This is a genomic window from Allobosea sp. RAF48, from assembly GCF_052114025.1.
Lineage (GTDB): Bacteria > Pseudomonadota > Alphaproteobacteria > Rhizobiales > Beijerinckiaceae > Allobosea.
On record NZ_JBFRDZ010000003.1, the window covers coordinates 469,424 to 488,239 of the forward strand.

General features: G+C 66.5%; 19 protein-coding genes. 8 read left to right on the plus strand and 11 right to left on the minus strand.

Annotated features, from left to right (window positions below; all coding sequences use genetic code 11):
- Positions 1 to 101: 101 nt before the first annotated feature.
- Entirely contained in the window at positions 102 to 803 is a 702-nt protein-coding gene (ctrA, locus tag AB4Z10_RS08495) for a response regulator transcription factor CtrA (RefSeq protein ID WP_265055836.1), read from the minus strand.
- 434 nt (positions 804 to 1,237) lie between these two features.
- On the opposite strand from ctrA, the gene fliI reads away from it, so the two are divergent.
- Together fliI and AB4Z10_RS08505 are read left to right on the plus strand one after the other, a co-directional pair.
- Positions 1,238 to 2,584 (plus strand): flagellar protein export ATPase FliI, encoded by a 1,347-nt coding sequence (gene fliI / locus AB4Z10_RS08500; RefSeq protein WP_441469945.1) that lies wholly within the window; start codon positions 1,238 to 1,240, stop codon positions 2,582 to 2,584.
- Between the two features lie 34 nt (positions 2,585 to 2,618).
- Positions 2,619 to 2,972 carry a DUF1304 domain-containing protein gene (locus AB4Z10_RS08505; RefSeq protein ID WP_441469946.1) on the plus strand — a complete coding sequence of 118 codons (354 nt, stop codon included), beginning with the start codon at positions 2,619 to 2,621 and terminating at the stop codon, positions 2,970 to 2,972.
- Positions 2,973 to 2,978: 6 nt separating this feature from the next.
- On the opposite strand, the gene AB4Z10_RS08510 is transcribed toward AB4Z10_RS08505, so the two are convergent.
- The gene (locus tag AB4Z10_RS08510) at positions 2,979 to 4,184 is read right to left on the minus strand and encodes an MFS transporter (RefSeq protein ID WP_441469947.1); all 1,206 of its coding nucleotides are present in this window, start codon (positions 4,182 to 4,184) and stop codon (positions 2,979 to 2,981) included.
- Positions 4,185 to 4,416: 232 nt separating this feature from the next.
- Between AB4Z10_RS08510 and fliJ the strand changes: the two genes are divergently transcribed.
- The gene (gene fliJ / locus AB4Z10_RS08515) at positions 4,417 to 4,821 is read left to right on the plus strand and encodes a flagellar export protein FliJ (RefSeq protein WP_441469948.1); all 405 of its coding nucleotides are present in this window, start codon (positions 4,417 to 4,419) and stop codon (positions 4,819 to 4,821) included.
- 64 nt (positions 4,822 to 4,885) lie between these two features.
- Here the strand turns inward: fliJ and AB4Z10_RS08520 are convergent, their stop codons facing one another.
- Positions 4,886 to 5,545 (minus strand): GNAT family N-acetyltransferase, encoded by a 660-nt coding sequence (locus AB4Z10_RS08520; protein ID WP_441469949.1) that lies wholly within the window; start codon positions 5,543 to 5,545, stop codon positions 4,886 to 4,888.
- Between the two features lie 31 nt (positions 5,546 to 5,576).
- On the opposite strand from AB4Z10_RS08520, the gene AB4Z10_RS08525 reads away from it, so the two are divergent.
- The 3 genes from AB4Z10_RS08525 (at position 5,577) to AB4Z10_RS08535 (ending at position 7,628) form a co-directional block, all read left to right on the plus strand.
- The gene (locus AB4Z10_RS08525; RefSeq protein WP_441469950.1) at positions 5,577 to 6,002 is read left to right on the plus strand and encodes a hypothetical protein; all 426 of its coding nucleotides are present in this window, start codon (positions 5,577 to 5,579) and stop codon (positions 6,000 to 6,002) included.
- A 73-nt stretch (positions 6,003 to 6,075) separates the two neighbouring features.
- Positions 6,076 to 6,447: a CopM family metallochaperone gene (copM, locus tag AB4Z10_RS08530; RefSeq protein WP_441469951.1), complete on the plus strand. Its 372-nt coding sequence runs from the start codon at positions 6,076 to 6,078 to the stop codon at positions 6,445 to 6,447.
- A gap of 143 nt (positions 6,448 to 6,590) precedes the next feature.
- On the plus strand, positions 6,591 to 7,628 hold the full coding sequence (locus AB4Z10_RS08535; RefSeq protein WP_441469952.1) for a lysylphosphatidylglycerol synthase transmembrane domain-containing protein: 1,038 nt from the start codon (positions 6,591 to 6,593) through the stop codon (positions 7,626 to 7,628).
- Positions 7,629 to 7,641: 13 nt separating this feature from the next.
- Here AB4Z10_RS08535 and AB4Z10_RS08540 read toward each other — a convergent pair whose 3' ends face one another.
- Both AB4Z10_RS08540 and flhA read right to left on the minus strand, forming a co-directional pair.
- The gene (locus AB4Z10_RS08540) at positions 7,642 to 8,553 is read right to left on the minus strand and encodes a DMT family transporter (protein WP_441469953.1); all 912 of its coding nucleotides are present in this window, start codon (positions 8,551 to 8,553) and stop codon (positions 7,642 to 7,644) included.
- A 185-nt stretch (positions 8,554 to 8,738) separates the two neighbouring features.
- Positions 8,739 to 10,811 carry a flagellar biosynthesis protein FlhA gene (gene flhA, locus AB4Z10_RS08545; RefSeq protein WP_441470039.1) on the minus strand — a complete coding sequence of 691 codons (2,073 nt, stop codon included), beginning with the start codon at positions 10,809 to 10,811 and terminating at the stop codon, positions 8,739 to 8,741.
- 352 nt (positions 10,812 to 11,163) lie between these two features.
- Between flhA and AB4Z10_RS08550 the strand changes: the two genes are divergently transcribed.
- Entirely contained in the window at positions 11,164 to 12,612 is a 1,449-nt protein-coding gene (locus AB4Z10_RS08550) for an MFS transporter (protein ID WP_441469954.1), read from the plus strand.
- 137 nt (positions 12,613 to 12,749) lie between these two features.
- Positions 12,750 to 13,061, plus strand: coding sequence for a hypothetical protein (locus AB4Z10_RS08555; protein ID WP_441469955.1), 312 nt, complete (start codon positions 12,750 to 12,752; stop codon positions 13,059 to 13,061).
- 18 nt (positions 13,062 to 13,079) lie between these two features.
- Here the strand turns inward: AB4Z10_RS08555 and flbD are convergent, their stop codons facing one another.
- The 6 genes from flbD to sciP all read right to left on the minus strand — a co-directional run bounded on the left by flbD (position 13,080) and on the right by sciP (position 18,712).
- Positions 13,080 to 14,444 carry a sigma-54-dependent transcriptional regulator FlbD gene (gene flbD, locus AB4Z10_RS08560; protein ID WP_441469956.1) on the minus strand — a complete coding sequence of 455 codons (1,365 nt, stop codon included), beginning with the start codon at positions 14,442 to 14,444 and terminating at the stop codon, positions 13,080 to 13,082.
- 44 nt (positions 14,445 to 14,488) lie between these two features.
- On the minus strand, positions 14,489 to 14,839 hold the full coding sequence (gene fliN, locus AB4Z10_RS08565) for a flagellar motor switch protein FliN (protein WP_441469957.1): 351 nt from the start codon (positions 14,837 to 14,839) through the stop codon (positions 14,489 to 14,491).
- A gap of 11 nt (positions 14,840 to 14,850) precedes the next feature.
- Positions 14,851 to 15,441, minus strand: a complete 591-nt coding sequence (locus AB4Z10_RS08570) for a FliH/SctL family protein (RefSeq protein WP_441469958.1) — start codon at positions 15,439 to 15,441, stop codon at positions 14,851 to 14,853.
- Position 15,442: 1 nt separating this feature from the next.
- Positions 15,443 to 16,522, minus strand: coding sequence for a flagellar motor switch protein FliG (fliG, locus tag AB4Z10_RS08575; RefSeq protein ID WP_441469959.1), 1,080 nt, complete (start codon positions 16,520 to 16,522; stop codon positions 15,443 to 15,445).
- Positions 16,523 to 16,536: 14 nt separating this feature from the next.
- Complete coding sequence (gene fliF, locus AB4Z10_RS08580) at positions 16,537 to 18,234, minus strand: flagellar basal-body MS-ring/collar protein FliF (protein WP_441469960.1); 1,698 nt, start codon at positions 18,232 to 18,234, stop codon at positions 16,537 to 16,539.
- A gap of 202 nt (positions 18,235 to 18,436) precedes the next feature.
- Complete coding sequence (gene sciP / locus AB4Z10_RS08585; protein ID WP_038359348.1) at positions 18,437 to 18,712, minus strand: CtrA inhibitor SciP; 276 nt, start codon at positions 18,710 to 18,712, stop codon at positions 18,437 to 18,439.
- Positions 18,713 to 18,816: the final 104 nt, after the last annotated feature.

An 18,816-nucleotide genomic window follows, 5' to 3' on the forward strand; every position in this document is an offset into this window, starting at 1 on the left:
GCGGGGTCCCGTTGGCCTGTCGTGTACATCCGACGATCAGGTCAAAACTTGTATGCCGTCGCTTCGTGACGGCCCGATGACGGACCGGGCGACAGGACGCGTCAGGCCGGGATGCGCTCGTCGACTTCGGAGGGCTCGCGCAGCACATAGCCACGGCCCCAGACGGTCTCGATGTAGTTCTTGCCGTCCGACGCGTTCGCCAGCTTCTTGCGCAGCTTGCAGATGAACACGTCGATGATCTTGAGCTCTGGCTCGTCCATCCCGCCATAGAGATGGTTGAGGAACATCTCCTTGGTGAGCGTCGTGCCCTTGCGGAGCGAGAGCAGCTCCAGCATCTGGTATTCCTTGCCGGTGAGGTGGACGCGGGCGGCGTCGACTTCCACGGTCTTGGTGTCGAGGTTGACGACCAGATCGCCGGTCGTGATGACCGACTGGGCATGGCCCTTCGAGCGGCGCACGATCGCGTGGATGCGGGCGACCAGCTCGTCCTTGTGGAACGGCTTGGTGAGATAGTCGTCGGCGCCGAAGCCGAGGCCCTTCACCTTGTCCTCGATGCCGGCGAGGCCGGAGAGGATCAGGATCGGAGTCTTGACCTTGGCGACGCGCAGGCTGCGCAGAACCTCGTAGCCCGACATGTCGGGCAGATTCAGGTCGAGCAGGATGATGTCGTAGTCGTAGAGTTTGCCGAGATCGACGCCCTCTTCGCCGAGATCCGTCGTGTAGACGTTGAAGCTCTCGGATTTGAGCATGAGCTCGATGCTTTGAGCGGTCGCGCTATCGTCCTCGATCAGCAGAACCCGCATGTCCACGTCCCCAATTTCGCCCGCAGGGCAGGTTGACCGTTGCTTACGCCCGGACCTTCTCGGCCCTTGACGACGACGCACTTGCCCGATGAAACGCCACGCGACACGCTACAGAGAAACTGGTTAACAAACCGTGATTCCCGAGCGCAAGCGCTTCCTCGGAGAAAGTGAACGATCCTTGTCGAGGTGAGTCGAATTTGACACGGATCAGTGAACTCTCACCCGCGAAAACGCCCTTTCGCGGAGGGATGCTTCGAGAAACGGGGCCAAACGGCCCTGCGACACGCGGCAGCCTCGATCTGCAGTCTTAATCACAGAGCTTAACGGCTGGTAAATGAGCGCAATTTGTTAGGAACCCTTACCAAATCATCCACAGGGGCGATCTGCCGAATATCCCGCTCCTCCTCGCCGACTGGCAAGGACGTCATCGCATCATGAATTCCCCCTCGCACGGCCACGACCGTCTCTCGGCCCTCGCCTCCGCCATCGAGCACATCGAGGGGGTGAGCATCTATGGCCGCGTCATCGGCGTGCGCGGCCTGCTCGTCGAGGTAGCCGGACCGATCAGCGCGATGAGCCTGGGCGGCCGTGTCGGCATCGAGATCGCAGCAGACACCCGCGTTCCCTGCGAGGTCGTCGGCTTCTCGGGCGAGAAGGCGCTGGTGATGCCCTTCGGCGGGCTCGACGGCGTGCGCCGCGGCTGCCCGGTCCATGTCGACCGCGCTCAGCCCGGCCTGCGCCCGACACCCGCCTGGCTCGGCCGCGTCGTCGACGCGCTCGGCCGCCCGGTCGACGGCGGCCCGCCGCTGCCGCAGGGCGACACGCTCTATGCCTTCCGCAACGATCCACCGCCTGCCCATAAGCGGCGCCGCGTCGGCGGGCCGCTCGACCTCGGCGTCCGCGCCCTCAACACCTTCCTGACCTGCTGCATCGGCCAGCGCATGGGCATCTTCGCCGGGTCCGGCGTCGGCAAGTCCGTCCTGCTCTCGATGCTGGCCCGCTACGCCCAGGCCGACGTCAACATCATCGGCCTCGTCGGGGAGCGTGGCCGCGAGGTGCAGGAGTTCCTGCAGGAGGATCTCGGACCGCAGGGGCTCGCCCGCTCGATCGTCGTCGTCGCCACGTCGGACGAACCTGCGCTGATGCGCAAGCAGGCGGCGCTGACCACGCTGACGCTGGCCGAGTATTTCCGCGATCGCGGCCTGCAGGTGATGTGCCTGATGGATTCGGTGACCCGCTTCGCCATGGCGATGCGCGAGATCGGCCTGGCGGCAGGCGAGCCACCAACGACCAAGGGCTACACCCCGACCGTCTTCGCCGAGCTGCCACGACTGCTGGAACGCGCCGGCCCCGGCACCGAGGACGGCGCGATCACCGGGCTCTTCACCGTGCTGGTCGACGGCGGCGACCATGACGAGCCGGTCGCGGACGCGGTGCGCGGCATCCTCGACGGCCATATCGTCATGGAGCGCTCCATCGCCGAGCGCGGCCGCTACCCGGCCGTCAACATCCTGAAATCGGTCTCGCGAACCATGCCGCGCTCCTGCGATCCTGCCTATTACCCGGTCGTGCAGAAGGCCCGCGCCACGCTTGCGACCTATGCCGACATGGAGGAGTTGATCCGGCTCGGCGCCTATCGCCAGGGCGCGTCCGCGGAGGTCGACGAGGCGATCCGCCTGCACCCGGCACTCGAAGCCTTCCTCAAGCAGTCGAAGGACGACGCGACACCGCTGCCCGAATGCTATCAGCGCCTCCACGCGATCATCAGCGGCAGCCTGTGACTCCGGCTCAGCCTCTCCACGGGATGCCCCATCGATGATCGCCTCGGCTCTGATTGGCCTCGTTGCCCTCATCCACATCTACATCGTCATTCTGGAGATGTGGCTGTGGGATACGCCGCACGGCCACAAGGCTTTCGGACTGACGCCCGAATTCGCGGCGCGCTCCAAGGTGCTGGCGGCCAATCAGGGGCTCTATAACGGCTTCCTCGTGGCCGGCCTGGCCTGGGGGCTCTGGCTCGGCGCCGCGGGCTTCGCGATCAAGCTGTTCTTTCTGGCTTGCGTCGTCGTCGCCGGCCTCTTCGGCGCGGCCACCGCAAGCCGCAAGATCCTCTACATCCAGGCTCTGCCGGCGGCCCTCGCCATCCTGGCCCTGCTGGCGGGCGTCTGAAACGTTTCAGGCCCGCGCCATCATCCTCACCAGAGCGAACATCGCGGCGAACCCCACCGCCTGGATCGCGGCGGAAACGATCAGCGTCAGGTCGGCACCGAGCCGCTCGACCATCACCGCGAAAAGCAGCGGCGCGGCGGCGAAGGCCATATTCTGCGGCACGGTGAGCTTGCCCAGCATGGCGGCGAAGCCGTTGCGGCCGAACAGGGCGAGCGGCAGCGTAGCCCGCGCCACCGAAATCACGCCGAGCGCAGCGCTGAACAGCATGACGAAACCCGCCGCCGCACCGATCGTCATCGGAACGAAGGGCAGCACCAGGCACAGCGCTGGCCCCAGCAGCAGGCCGAGCAGCGCGGTCTTCTCCGCCGGCAGGCGCTCGCCGACCGTAGCATCGATGGCGCGCGCCGCGATCGTCGCCGGCCCGCTCAACGTCGCGATCCAGACGGCCTCCCCCTGCGTCAGCCCCGCCTCCTGGAACAAGGTGATCAGGTGCAGCGGCAGCCCCCAGGACACCAGCCCGCTCGCCGAGAAGGCAAGCGCGACGAGCCAGAAGGCAGCCTTGCGGGAAGAGGAGGGAACGCGCCCATCCTCGCCCGCAGAGGGAGCCCCGGCCACCTTCGCCGCCGGCTGCACGGGCCGTAAGCGGGGCACCGCGGCATAGATCGGCAGCACGATCACGATCTGCATCGCCGCGAAGACGAGCACGGTGATGCGCCAGCCGAAAGCCCCCATCAGAACCGCGGTCAACGGCCAGAACACGCTGGAGGCAAGCCCCGTCACCAGCATCATCAATCCGATGACGCGACGGGTCCGCTCGCCCATCAGCTGCGCGATCGCGACGTTGCCGACATTGGCGAGCGACATCGCATGTCCCAGCCCGATGACGAACCAGCTCGCGAGGTAGCTGACCGGCCCCTGTGCGGTGGCGAGAACGGCAAGGCCGAGCGCGCAGATGACAGCGCCGACGCACATCGAGCGGCGCGTGCCTTCCCGATCGAGATGACGGCCGATCGCCGGGGCGACCAGCGCGCCTGTGATCAGCAGAATGGTGATACCTCCGAAAACGATCTCGGCATTGAGGCCGAGATCGCGGTCAAGCGCGCCGACCAGCACCGAAGGCGAATAGAAGGTCGAGCCCCAGCCGATGATGCGCGTGAGGGCGAGGCCGAAAAGCAGGGGGCCGTGCCCGCCGAAATGAGGAAAGGCAGCCAAGTCAGGAAATCCGCTGATAACGGGCCGAACGGCCGCTGGCTCAGTGAGTAGATCATCGCGACAGGCTGCGGCAGGAGCCGGGACGCGGCTTGAGCATGCAGAAAAAGCAGCCCGTCTCGGTAAGGAAAGGTCAACCTCCTTGCGCCATGCTGCGGCACGTCTCGCGGATGGAGTTCAGACCCGCGCCGAGGGGTCGGCAGAGGTCAATGCGTAATCAGGAGTTGGAAACGACATGAAGTCGCGAGAGACCCTTCTGCGGTTGAAGCGCTTTCAGGTGGACGAGAAACGTCGCCGGGTTAGCCAGATCGAGATGATGATCGCCGACTTCCACAGGATGGCGAACGATCTCGATCGGGAAATCCAGGCCGAGGAAGCCCGCGCCGGCATCACCGACTCGTCTCACTTCGCCTACCCGACCTATGCCAAGGCGGCTCTGGGTCGGCGCGACAACCTGCGCCAGTCGGCCGACAATCTGAAGGGCCAGCTCGACGAGGCCAAGGCCGAGCTGCAGGAAGCCTTCGAGGACATGAAGAAGGTCGAGATTCTCGATGATCGCGAACGCGCCACCGAGCGCGCCGCTGAAGCCGCACGCGATCAGGCGACGATGGACGCGATCGGGCTGCGCTCTCGCGCCTGACCCGCTGCAAGAATTTCCAGGAGTTTCAGTGAGAGGGCGGCGTCTTCCGGACGCCGCCCTTTTCTCATGCAATGACGGGATGGTGCGCAACGGCGTCGCGGCGCAGCTTGCCCGTCAGGCGCGGGTCGTCGTCGACCTCGATCCCGCGCTTGAACACCGTGAAGCCCGAGCGCCGATAGAAGCCGAGCGCCGCCGGGTGATCGAGCGTGCAGGTATGCACCCAGAAGCGCGAGATCGGCCTCGTCCAGGCCAGTTCCAGCGCCCGGTTCATCAGCCAGCGGCCGGCCCCCTTCCCGACGACGGGCTCATCGAGCCCGAAGAAGGCGAGCTCCCCCTCCCCCGGGACGCGGAAGTCCAGCTCGAGCAGGCCGACATCCTGCCCGTCGAAGCAGGCTGCATAGATCGCGACGGCCGGATCCGAGAAGATCGGTTCGAGCTCCGCGCGCGGCGCGACCAACCGGCTGAACCACATCCAGCGTTCGCCAAGCTGACGATAGATGCGCAGATAGCGATCGATGTCGGAGCGCTCGATAGGGTCGAGCGAGAACCCCTCGGTTCCCGGCGGATCGGCCCGCTCCGGCGGTCGTTCGAACATCTCCAGCGATGTCACGATCGCCGCGACCTTGCCGGGCGGCAGGTCGGTCGTTCCGGTCAGGGTGATGGTCAGGCTCTGGGACATGGAAGGCAGATCGAGCTCGAAAGAGTGAATCTTCGCCGCGATCATGACATGATCCGGTCCGAAAGATCATCGCGTAATGACGCATGCCCCGCGTGACATCACCAACGGAATGAGGCGCCGGCCACACCGCGGCCGCGGCGCCGGCTGGCTGTTCGCGCTGCTGGTGATGTGCTTCGCGGTGCTGCCGCATATTACGCTGGCGGCGTCGGCGATGCGCATGCCGATGCCCGCATCGTCGCAACACGGCGCGGCCGCGCGGCCGGGTGCCGGCGAACGGACCGACGCCCCTGCTCCGTGTCACGAGTCCATGCCGGCAGAGCATCCGGCTTCCACTGCGCCCCTTTGCTGCATCATCGGCTGCGGCCTGATCGCGCAGGCGCCGGCAGCCCCCTCGCTGCCGGTCATGATCGCCTGGTCGCCCACTCATCCGTCGATCGTGATGCTCTCCCGGGGCCTGTCCATCGAGCCGGCAGAGCGCCCGCCGCGATCCCTGTCGATCTGAGCTGAGATTCCCGCGGATCATGACGCCGCTTTCCGGCGCGATCCGCATTTTCCATCGATCAAGGACAAGACTGATGAATCGTACCGCCATCGCACTGGCAGCCATTCTCGCAGCCGGCACGCTCGGCAACGCCGCGCAGGCGCAGCAGCAGCACAACCACGGTGCTCCCGCAGCCAAGACGGCAACCGAGAATGCATCGACCAAGGCCTATAGGGAGGCCAACGCGAAGATGCATAAGGACATGGACATCCCCTATTCCGGCGATGCCGATGCCGATTTCGTCCGCGGCATGATCCCGCACCATCAGGGCGCGATCGACATGGCGCGCATCGTGCTGGCCCACGGCAAGGACCCGGAGATCCGCAAACTTGCCGAGAGCGTCATCCGCGACCAGGAGAAGGAGGTCGCGATGATGCAGGACTGGCTGAAGAAGAACGGCAAATAACCCAGCCCGGCGCGGGGGCAGGCGTCTTCGGACGCTTGCCCTTGCCCCCACACGCTGGCACAGAGAACGACAGGTTCGCGCCGCAGCGGTGACGACGTGGGCCGCCCCGCCATCCGTCACCAATTCCCACCCCCGCGGCCTGTATGAAACGTTATCTCGACTACCTCTGGCCGATCATCGGGCTCGTCGCGGTGGTCTGGTCGGTTGAACTTCTCTGGGGCAAGCTCAAGGCCGAAGCCGGCTCCGACGCCGCGATCGAAGCGCTGCTCGCAGACGCCAGCCTCTGGCAGAGCATCAAGATCATCTCCCAGCGCATCGGCCACAAGATCGCGGTCATCCCGCCCGAGGCCTTCTTCCACGCCGCGCTCGCGACGCTCGTCGCCTACGCCGCCCTCGCCTGGTACGACCGGATCGCCCTGATCCATCTCGGCAAGGAGAAGGGCATCTCCTGGTTCTATATCTCGCTCTGCTCCTTCGTGACCTACGCTCTCTCGCACAATATCGGCGCCTCGGTCTTCTCGGGCGGCATGGTGCGCTACCGGGCCTATACGGCGAAGGGCCTCACGGCCGCCGAGGTGGCCGTTCTCGTCGCGCTCTGCTCCTTCACCTTCGCCTTCGGCACGATCTTCCTGATGGGTCTCGTGCTGCTCTACGAACCGCAAATCCTGCATCCGCTGGAGCGGATGTCGAAATGGTTCGCGATCAGCGACGGCACCGCGCGCATGATCGGCGTCGGCATGCTCGCCTTCGTCGCGCTCTACACGATCGGCTCCTGGCTGCGCTTCAGGCCGCTGAAGATCGGCAAGTTCGAGATCATCTATCCGCGCCTGCCGATCGTCTTCAGGCAATACCTCGCCGCCCCGCTCGAGCTGGCAGGCGCGGCCGGCATCATCTATTTCGCGCTGCCGGAACAGGGCAATCCCGGCTTCCTGATCGTGCTCGGCGCCTTCCTGCTCTCCTTCTCGGCCGGGCTGCTCAGCCAGGTTCCGGGCGGCGTCGGCGTGATGGAGGCGGTCTTCCTTGCCGTCATGCCAGGCGTGCCGGCGCCGGCGGTCTTCGCCGCGCTGCTGATCTGGCGGCTGTTCTATCTCATCCTGCCGCTGGTGTTCTCGCTGCCGATCGTGCTGGCCTTCGAGCGCGCGCAGCTCAAGCGCAGCACCCGTATCGCTCCGCCGCCCTGAGCGTGGCGGCCGATCAGGCCTTGGCAGGCTTGGCCGATGGCCGCTTGAGCGCAATCGCGGCGGCTCCGAACATCAACAGCGCGCCGGTTGCCTCCGACCAGCCGAAAGGCTCGTGCAAGGCCACGACGCCGACCGCGACGGCGATCGCCGGGCTGATGAAGGCGTAGAGACCGGCCCTGAACGCGCCCCAGTCACGCAGGAGCCGCATATAGATGGTGAAGCCCATCAGCGAACCGCCAATGACGAGGAACACGACGGCGGGCAGAACCGGCCACTGCACCAGCATCGCCAGATCGGCATAGCCAACCCGCTCGAGGCTGAGCGAGACCGCCGTGAGCCCGATGCCACCGATCAATGTCTGCCAGCCGGCGAGCGTCAGCGTCGGCATCGATCCCGCGATCGGGCGCGCCAGCACGGCACCGACGCAGTAGAGCAAGGTTCCGGCGGCCACGGCTGCAAGCCCCCAAGCCTCGAACGGATCGCCCTGCGCCACTGACAGCCCGCCGAGCGCGCGCGTCGCGAACAGGAAGCCGAGGCCGACCGTGCCGAGCCCGATCGCCGCGAGCTTGCGCCCGTCGATGCGCTCGCCCTCGAAGGCGCGGCTCGCCAGCAAGGTGAAGATCGGGATCGTCGCGAAATTGACGATGGCAGCGAGCCCGCTCGGCGCATGCGCCGTGCCCCAGAACAGCAGGGTGTAGTTGCCGGTGTTGAGCAGCAGCGCCGTGCCGATCAATCGCGGCCAGGCGTCGCGCGGCACCTTCGGCACATCGCGCCCGGCCCAGAGCAGCATCAGGAGCCCGGCAATGGTGAAGCGCGCCGCCGCCAGGAAGACCGGCGGCACATGCGATGCCCCGACCTTGACCGGCAGCCAGGTCAGCCCCCAGACGAGACACATGACGGCGAAGAGGGCGGCGTTGCGCGACATCGCCTTCGCTTAGCCGCAGCTTATGGCGCTGACCATTGCGCCGCAGGCATCGGCCCCCCGTGGAAAGCGGAGGCGCGGCGTCCGGGCTCGACCGAATTGTCAGCTCTCATCCTGAGGAGCGATCCGGAGGATCGCGTCTCGAAGGATGAGGGCTCGCCGAGGCGGCTGAACGATCTCCAAGGCCGTCAGACGCTGCCGACAGTCTTCAGCCGCACCCGCGGATGGATCTCCGCCTGCGACAGCACCGGCGTCTCGCGCCGGAAGCGCTCGATGATCTGGCGCGCGAAGGGCCGCGCCATGGCGGAGGTGACGAGCGCGGGCATCTCGCCGATGCGCGCAGCGTCCTCGAACTTGTCGCGGACGTGATGCACGAACTCCTGCAGTCGCGAGGGCTGCATGGCGAGGTGCCTGTCCTCGCCCTGGCCGATGACGGACTCGGCGAAAACGCCCTCCCAGGCCGGCGACAGCGTGATGATCGGCAGCACGCCGTGCTGATTTGAGAACTGGGCGCAGATCTGGCGCGCCAGCCGGGCGCGGACATGCTCGGCCATGTCGCGCGGGCTCCGGACGCTGGCCGAGACTTCGGCGATCCCTTCGATGATGGTCGGCAGGTCGCGGATCGAGATGCGCTCGGAGAGCAGCAGCTGGAGCACCCGCTGGATGCCGGTGGTCGAAATCTGGCTCGGCACGATCTCCTTGACGAGGTCGGCATGGTCCTTCGGCAGCTCGCGCAGCAGCTTCTGCACCTCACCATGAGAGAGCAGTTCCGGCATGTTCGACTTCAGCACTTCCGTCAGATGCGTCGAGATCACGGTGGCTGCGTCGACGACCGTGTAGCCGCGCAATTGCGCCTCGTCCTGCAGCGCGCCGTCGATCCAGGTCGCCGGCAGCCCGAAAGTCGGCTCCAGAACGTTGTGGCCGGGCAGGTTCACCGAGCCGCCCCTCGGATCCATCGCCATATACTGGCCGGCATAGACGATGCCATGGCCGGCATCGATCTCCTTGATCTTGATGTAGTAGTGGTTCGCCTCGAGCTGGACGTTGTCGACGATGCGAACCGCCGGCATGACGAAGCCGAGCTCGGCCGCGAGCTGCCGGCGCAGCGCCCGCACCTGGTCGGTCAGCCTGTCCTGCCCGCCCGCAGCATTGACCAGCGGCAAGAGCCCGTAGCCGATCTCGATCTTGAGCTCATCCATCTTGAGCAGGTCGTTCAGCGTCTCCTCGCGCGGCGAGCCGTCGGCCGCCAGCGCCGTGCCGGACTGCGCCGTGCCGGCGAGCGCCTGCTCGGCCTCGCGCGCCTTGGCGGCTTGGCCGAAGCGGCGGGCGAGGAAGCCCGCGCCACCCGCCAGCAGCAGGAAGGGCAGCATGGGGATGCCGGGCAGCAACGCGATCAGCAGCATCACCGCCGCCGACATGCCGAGCGCCTTGGGATAGCCGGAGAGCTGCTTGCCGAGCGCCTTGTCGGCGGCGCCGCGCACGCCCGCCTTCGAGACCAGCAGGCCCGCCGCGGTCGAGACGATCAGCGCCGGGATCTGGCTGACGAGACCGTCGCCGACCGTGAGCTGGGTGTAGTTGTGCGCGGCGTCGCCGAAGCTCAGCCCCTGCTGCGCCACGCCGATGATGATGCCGCCGAGCACGTTGATGAAGGTGATCAGCAGACCGGCGATGGCGTCGCCGCGCACGAATTTCGAAGCGCCGTCCATCGAGCCGAAGAAGGAGGATTCGTCCTCCAGCGCCTTGCGGCGGACCTTGGCCGTCTCCTGGTCGATCAGGCCGGCCGAGAGATCGGCATCGATCGCCATCTGCTTGCCGGGCATGGCGTCGAGGGTGAAGCGGGCCGCGACCTCGGCGATGCGGCCCGAACCCTTGGTGATGACGACGAAATTCACGATGATCAGGATGGCGAAGACGATCACCCCGATCACGAAATTGCCGCTCATCACGAAGCCGGCGAAGGCTTCGATGACGTGGCCCGCCGCCGAAGTGCCCTCGTGGCCGTGCGCGAGGATGAGGCGCGTCGAGGCCAGGTTCAGCGCCAGCCGGAACATGGTGACGATCAGCAGCACGGTCGGAAAGGCGGAGAACTCCAGCGGCTCCTCGATGAAGAGCGCGGTCATCAGCACGAGCACCGACAGGATGATCGAGAGCGCCAGCATCAGGTCGAGCAGCACCGCCGGCATCGGGAAGATGAGCACCACCAGGATGCCCATGACGCCGATCGCAAGGAACAGGTCCGGCCGATTGAGCAGCTTTCCCATCGCGCCGCGATCAGGAATGCTGAACCCTCTTCCCTGCCCCGCCGTCACATCGGTCATCGACCGCTCCGCCCGCCCTATGCCCGCCCATGGCCGGCCAGCGCTCCGAAGCGGAGCGCAACCCGGCAATTCTTGCCGGGTTCATGGTGAATGAATGGTTAAGCCAGGCTTCAGGCACCTGTCCCTGAATGCTTCACCGGAACCTTCGCGGACACGGATCGTTTGCGTCTCGAGCCAACGCGCACCGGCTCGCCGATGTCACGCGACGTCATTCACGCACCGGCAGCTCTCCCCCGCCGGCACTTGCCCATCTCAAAGCGCCGCAAGAGCGCCGTTCATTCGTCGGGGACAACCCGTGCAGCATGCTCAACCGCAGGGAGCGGAACGCCCCATCGTCGAGACCGATGTTCCCGCCCGTCTCGACCGGCTTCCCTGGTCACGCTTCCACACGCTCGTCGTCGTTGGGCTCGGCATTACCTGGATTCTCGACGGGCTCGAGGTCACGCTCGCGGGCTCCGTTTCGGGGGCACTGAAAGAAAGCCCGGTCCTCGGATTCACCAACACGGAGATCGGCCTTGCGGGCGCAGCCTACATTGCCGGCGCGGTGCTCGGTGCCGTCTTCTTCGGCTGGCTGACGGACCGTCTCGGTCGCAAGAAGCTCTTCACGATTACGGTCCTCGTCTATCTCTCCGCCACGGCCGCGACCGCCCTTTCCTGGAACGTCGCGAGCTTCATCGCCTTCCGTTTCCTGACCGGCATGGGCATCGGCGGAGAATACACAGCGATCAACTCCACCATTCAGGAGCTCATCCCGGCGCGTGTGCGCGGCTGGACCGACCTCGTCATCAACGGCTCGTTCTGGCTTGGCGCGGTACTGGGTGCGCTCGGCGCCATCGTCCTGCTCGACCCGGCCCGGATCAACCCGGAATATGGCTGGCGCCTCGCCTTCTTCATCGGCGCCGCACTGGGCCTCGTCATCCTGATCCTGCGGCACTGGATTCCGGAGAGCCCGCGCTGGCTGATCAGCCACGGCCATCCGGAGCGCGCCGCCGCCATCGTTGCCGATATCGAGCGCCGCGCCGGCTTCGTCGCACCGGCAAGGGAAGTTCTGATGCGTACCCGGCTGCGGCCGCGGGCTAAGACGCCGCTCGGCGAGGTGTTCCACGCGCTCTTCGTGGTCCATCGCGAGCGGGCGCTCGTCGGCCTTTCGCTCATGCTGTCGCAGGCCTTCTTCTACAACGCCATCTTCTTCACCTATGCGCTGATCCTGACCGATTTCTACAGCGTACCTTCCCAGCAGATCGGCTGGTTCATCCTGCCCTTCGCGGCCGGCAACTTCCTCGGGCCGTTGCTGATCGGCCGGCTGTTCGACACGATCGGCCGGCGCGTGATGATCGCAGCGACCTATGCCCTGTCCGCGCTGCTGCTGACAGGCACCGGCTATCTCTTCTGGAAGGACGTGCTCACCGCCTCGCAGCTTACCTTGTGCTGGAGCGTCGTCTTCTTCTTCGCCTCCGCCGCGGCGAGCTCGGCCTATCTCACGGTTTCGGAGACCTTCCCGGTCGAGATGCGCGCGCTCGCCATCGCCGTGTTCTACGCGGTCGGCACCGGCGCTGGCGGCATCGCCGGCCCCTGGCTCTTCGGCATCCTGATCGACACCGGCTCGCGCGGCAGCGTCTTCGCCGGCTATCTGCTCGGCGCGGCGCTGATGCTTGGGGCAGCCGTGATCGCAGCCCGCTTCGCCATTCGGGCCGAATGTCAGCCGCTCGAAAGCGTCGCGCGCCCGCTCAACGCGGTGGACTGATCGCGCTGCCCGCGTAACCATAGCGCCGGAAAGCGGGCCCAATGGAACAAAGCATCATTTAAATGCATTACTCGTGACCGGCATTCCGGCTCTAAGAATGCTCGGTAAGATGTGGTGACAGCAGCCTGGAGGTCATTGTGGACAGACGCTCATTCCTGATGACGCTGGTTGGGGGCTTTGCCGCCGCCGGCATGGGCGGCATCGCCGCCGCAGAAGCGGCCCAGCCGAAGCCGGCCCTGAAGCCGGAAGCCGAGCCCGCCCAGGGCGATGAGGCGGTCCCGGCCGAAATGAAGGAGGCGCTGGACAAGACCGACGCCGAGTTCAGCCAGTACTATTATTATCGCCGCCCGCGCTACTATGCCCGACCGCGCTATTATGCCCGGCCGCGCTACTACTATCGGCCCCGCTATTACGCCAGGCCGCGCTACTATCGCCGGCGCTACTACTGATAAGCCGCCGCTTACGGGTCAGGCCGCGCTGATGCGCGTCTGACCCGGCTCCGCCACGGTGATGCCGGCGGAGGTATATTCGCTGAGCTTGTTGCGCAGGGTGCGGATCGAGATCCCCAGGATCTTGGCCGCATGCGTGCGGTTGCCGAGGCAATGGTCGAGCGTATCGAGGATCAGCTCGCGCTCGACATCCGCGACGGTGTTCCCCACCAGCGACCGGGTCATCGCTTCCGCAGTCTGCGCCGCCCGCGCGGCCGGATCACGCGCAGGCGCCGAAGAAAGGACCTCGCCTTCCGGCGTCATCACGGCATTGGCGGCGATCTCCGGCCCGCTCGCCAGCAGCACCGCCCGGTGCATCGTGTTTTCCAGTTCGCGGACGTTGCCGCGCCAGGCATTGGCGAGCAGCAGCTTGCGCGCATCGGCGGCGATCGGCCGGGGCGGCAAGCCGTTGAGCTCCGCATATTTCTTCGCGAAATGCTCGGCCAGCGCCAGGACGTCGCCCGGCCGTTCGCGCAGCGCCGGCAGGCGCAGATGCACCACATTCAGGCGATAGAGCAGATCCTCGCGAAACAGGCCGTCGCGCACCGCATCGGCGAGGTTGCGGTTGGACGTGGCGATGATGCGGATATCGACCTTGACCGGCTGCGTGCCGCCGACGCGATCGATCATCCTCTCCTGCAGGGCGCGCAGCAACTTGGCCTGCAGGCGCACATCCATCTCGGAGATCTCGTCGAGCAGCAGCGTGCCGCCATTGGCCTCCTCGAACTTGCCGATGCGCCGGGCGATGGCGCCGGTGAAGGCGCCCTTCTCATGGCCGAACAGCTCGGATTCGAGCAGGTTGTCGGGGATGGCCGCGCAGTTGACCGCGACGAAAGCCCGGTCCTTCCGCCCCGACTTCTGATGCAGATGGCGCGCGATCACCTCCTTGCCGGTGCCGCTCTCGCCGGTGACGAGGACCGGCGCTTCCGAACGCGCGATCTGCGAGGCGAGCTGGACGACACGCTCCATCGCCGGGTCACGCCAGATCAGGCTGGTCTGGTCGGCCGCGACCGCTTCCAGCACCGCGGCGATCAGCTCCGGATCGGGCGGCAGCGGAACATATTCGCGTGCGCCGGCCTGGATCGCCGCGACGGCCGCGCGCGCATCCGTCGAGGTGCCGCAGGCGATGATCGGCGTGCGGATGCGCTCGGCCTCCAACGCGGCGACATAGGCCGCGATCGGCTGCACGACGTCGATCATGAGCAGGTCGGCGCCCTTGGCGCGCAGCACTGCGAGCGTCTGGTCGAGCCCTTCGGTGTGGGTCACGGCCGCTCCGTGCGACATCGCGATCTTGGCCGCGGCGATGATCTGTCCCTTGAGACCGCCGGCGATGATGAGGCGCATGGCTCAGGTCCTTCTGTTCTTGGTCACGATGACGGGGCCGGCTCTCACCGGTCCGCCTTGATGATTTCGGTCATGGTCACGCCGAGCCGGTCCTCGACGACGACGACTTCGCCGCGTGCCACCAGCCGCTCGTTGACGAAGATGTCGATCGCCTCGCCGACGCGCCGGTCGAGTTCCAGAACCGCGCCCGGCACGATCTGGAGAAGGTCGCCCACCGCGACCTTCGAGGAACCGAGCACGGCCGAGACCGTGACCGGCACGTCGAAGACCTGTTCCAGATCTTCGGCCGTCTTGACCGGGACAGGGCCCGACCGCGCGACAGAGGCCTGGTTCTGGTCGAAGGACAGGTCGGCCTGGTTCAGCGGCGGCAGGTTGAGGTCACGCTCCTGGCTCATGGCTCAGACTTTCATGGTTGCGCCTGGTCATGGCCGAACACGCGGGCAACCGCCTGTTCGACCAGAGCCGAAAGCTGCTGGCTGTCGAGGACGAAACCGCCCTCGGCCCATTCGATGCGCCCGTCGCCGGGCGCGATGTCGGCTTGTCCGAGCACGATCAGCTTTCCGGCAAAGCCGTGCTCGGCCGCGAGCTTGCGGGTCAGTTCCTCCGCCTGCTCGACCATCGCCTCATTGACGCGCAGGACGAGATGCGGCGCCGTCCGGGCATGGTTCAGGCATTCGCGCACGGCTCCCGCCAGCGCCGCCATCGGCTTCTCCGCCAGGGCAGCGCCCGCCAGAGCCTTCGCCGTCACAAGCGCGACATGCGCCGCATGCTCCTCGATCGCCGCGGCCCGCGCCGCTTCCTGTGCGAAGAGCCGCTCAGCGGAGCGGGCGAGCTGCCCGGTCAGGCCGGCGAGCTGGGTCTGCGCCTCCCGATGCGCCTGCTCCTGCCCCGCGCGGAACCCCTCGGCCCGCGCCGCAGCGAGATCGGCTTCGCCGGCCGCCTTGCGGCCGCCTTCGCGGAAATCCGTCCCGAACAGGAATTTCGTCGCGGAAGTCATTTCAATACACCAGTTCGTCGTCGGCATTGCCCTTGGACAGGATGATCTCGCCCTTCTCCGCCAGATCCTTCGTCAGCTGGACCAGCTTGGTCTGGGCCTCGTCGACCTCCTTGAGCCGCAGCGGCCCCAGACCTTCCATGTCGTCCTGCATGTTCTTCGCGGCGCGCTGCGACATGGCGCCGTAGAAGAAGTCGCGCATCGATTGGCTCGCCCCCTTCAACGCGCGCGCCAGCGTGTCCTTGTCGGCCTGGCGCATCAGCGTTTGCAGCCCGGCAGGGTCGAGCTTGCCCAGATCCTCGAAGGTGAACATGAGCGCCCGGATGCGCTCGGCCGATTCCTGGTTCGAAGCGTCGAGCGCCGAGAGGAAGCGGATCTCCGTCTGCCGGTCGAAACCGTTGAAGATCTCGGCCATCATCTCATGCGGATCGCGCCGGCGCGTCTGGGTCAGCGTCGAAACGAACTCGGTCCGCAAGGTGTTCTCGATGTGATCGAGTGCCTCCTTCTGCACCGATTCGAGCCGCAGCATGCGACCGACCACCTCGATCGACAGGTCGTTCGGCAGGTTGCGCAGCACGTTCGCGGAATGGTCGGGCCGGATTTTCGACAGGATCACGGCGATCGTCTGCGGGTATTCGTTCTTGAGGAAATTCGCGAGCACCACCGCGTCGATGTTGCCGAGCTTCTGCCACATGTTGCGGCCGGCAGGCCCCCGGATCTCCTCCATGATCAGCGCCACCTGATCCGTCGGCAGGATCTTCTCGAGCAGCGAGATCGTGCGGTCGAAGGAGCCCGTGATGGCGCCGGCGCTCGAGAGCTTGCCGACGAAATCGAGCATCAGGCGCTCGACCTCGTCCGCATCGACAGTGCCGAGCTCGGCCATGGCGCGCGTGATGATCCGGATCTCGTCGTCGTCGAACTGCTGCCAGATGGCGCGGCCGTGATCCTCGCCCAGCACCAGCAGGATGACGGCGGCGCGCTGCGGGCCGCTCATCTCGGCGACCGTTGTCACGCCGAAGCCGCCGCCCTCGATGGCGTCATCGAGGGAAGTGCCGCGCGTTGCGATGGATCGGTTCTCGGCCATGGTTCAGCGCCCCGTCACGCCGGGACTTTCTCGTGGATCCAGCTGCGCAGCACCGCGACCGAGTCGGCCGGGTTCTGCGCGACCAGCGCCCCGATCTTTTCCACCGACTGCGCCTTGAGCTGTCCCTTGACCTGCGCGACGGCGAGCATTCGCTCGGACGGCATCTCGACCTCGGCCTGCAGCACCTCCCCATTGGGCCCGACCGTGGCAAGGGCACGGCCGGAAGCACCGGCCGGATCGCCCGTCGCCGCATCCGGCCCGGCCAGCACCGCACCATTGCGCATGAAGGACGGGATCGCGCGGACATTGCTGTTGTCGGAAGCCAGCACCTGCTTCAGCAGCGGCCGCACCACGGTCATCAGCACGATCAGCGTCAGCAGCGAGATCACGCCGAGCTCGGCGAAGCGGACGAGATCCTCCCGGGAGAAGGATAGCAGCTGCTGCATCAGCGTCTGCTCGGTCAGGTCGTTCGGCGGCGGGGGCGCCTCGGCGAAGCGCAGGTTGACCACTTCGACCTTGTCGCCGCGGCCCTGATCGAAACCGACGGCGGTCCGCACCAGCTCGCCGATACGCTCGAGCTCCTCAGCGTTGCGCGGCTGATAGGAAAGCTCGCCGGCCGGGCTGCGGCTGTAGTTGCCATCGATGAGAACGGCGACCGAGAGCTTCTTGACCCGTCCGCCTTCCAGCACCTCGGTGCGGGTCGTGCGCGAGATCTCGTAGTTGGCCACCTCCTCGTTCTTCGAGGAATTCTCGCGCTGGGCCTGTTGCGCGCCTTGCGTCTGCTGGGCACCGGGCAGCTCGTTGCCGACCGTGACCGCGCCGTTGCCGCCCTCGTTCGTCGTCGATGCCTCAGTGCGGTTCTGGCTGGAGCGCAGGACACGGCTTTCCGGGTCGAAGCTTTCGGAGCGGCTCTCGACGCGATTGGTGTCGAGCGCCGCGGAAACCTGCACGCGCGCCCGGCCGTAGCCGACGACGCTGGCGACGATATCCTCGACCTGCGACTTGATGCGCTTCTCGATCGCGGTCTGGCGCTCCTCGATGCCGAGGCCGATCAGGCCCTGGTCGCTCTGCGCGCCATCGGCGAGCAGGCGGCCACGCTCGTCGACGATCGAGACGCGCTCGGGCTTCAGCCCGTCGACGGCCGAGGCGACGAGGTGGCGCACGGCGCGGACCTGCGCGGCATCCAGGTCACCGGCGAGCTTGAGCGCGATCGAGGCTCGCGGCGGCTCGCGGTCGCGCTCGAACAGCCGCCGCTCGGGGATCACGAGATGCACGCGCGCCGCCTGCACCCGGCTGATAGAGCGGATCGAGCGGGAGAGCTCGCCTTCGAGCGCACGCAGATGGTTGATGTTCTGGACGAAGCTGGTCGAGGAGAAGGCGTCGCCCTTGTCGAAGATCTCGTAGCCCACGCCGCCGCCGGCCGGGATGCCCTTGCCGGCCAGGTCGAGCCGCAAGCGCGGCACGTCGGCCTTGGGCACGAGCACGGTCTGGCCGTCGCCGCGCAGCTCGTATTTGATGCCGCGCGTGTCGAGATCCTTGAGGATCGCGCTGACATCCTGGCCGGAGAGATCCGTGAACAGCACGCTCATCGCCGGCTGGGACATCTTCAGCATCACGAAGCCGAAGAAGCCGACAAGCGCCAGCGTCACTGCCAGCATGGCCGCCAGCCGCGCCGCGCCGAATTTGGCGAATTGCTCGATCAGGCCGTTCACGCCGCCATCCGCTCCACAGAATCGAAGGGGCGACGCACTCGCCCCGGCCCACTAGGCAAGTTTTTCCCAGTGCATGGTTAGCGGTCCGTTAATTTTTCGGAGTGGGCTGTTAAACTTTCGATGCGGACATGCCGCGCAAACGCGAAAGGCGCCGGTCCTGACCGGACCGACGCCATTGAATACAAACGAAATTATCCGCGGCTTACTGACGGTAGTGCTGGATCCGGGTCGTCCGCAGTCCAGCGAGGCCATGCTGGTCGATCGACATCTGCCAGCTCAGGAACTCATCAACCGTCAACGTGTAGCGCTGACAGGCTTCCTCAAGGCTGAGCAGGCCGCCGCGCACTGCGGCCACCACCTCTGCCTTCCGCCGGATGACCCAGCGCCTTGTATTCATCGGCGGAAGGTCCGCGATCGTCAGCGGACTTCCGTCCGGTCCGATCACGTACTTCACCCGCGGTCGCAATGGCTCGGTCATGGTACTCTCACACAACTCAACAGAGCTACTGAGGGCAGCATAGTAGGCCGGCTTTAAAAATTGGCTAAAACGATCGTGCGGTATCTCCACGATTGATTCGCCCC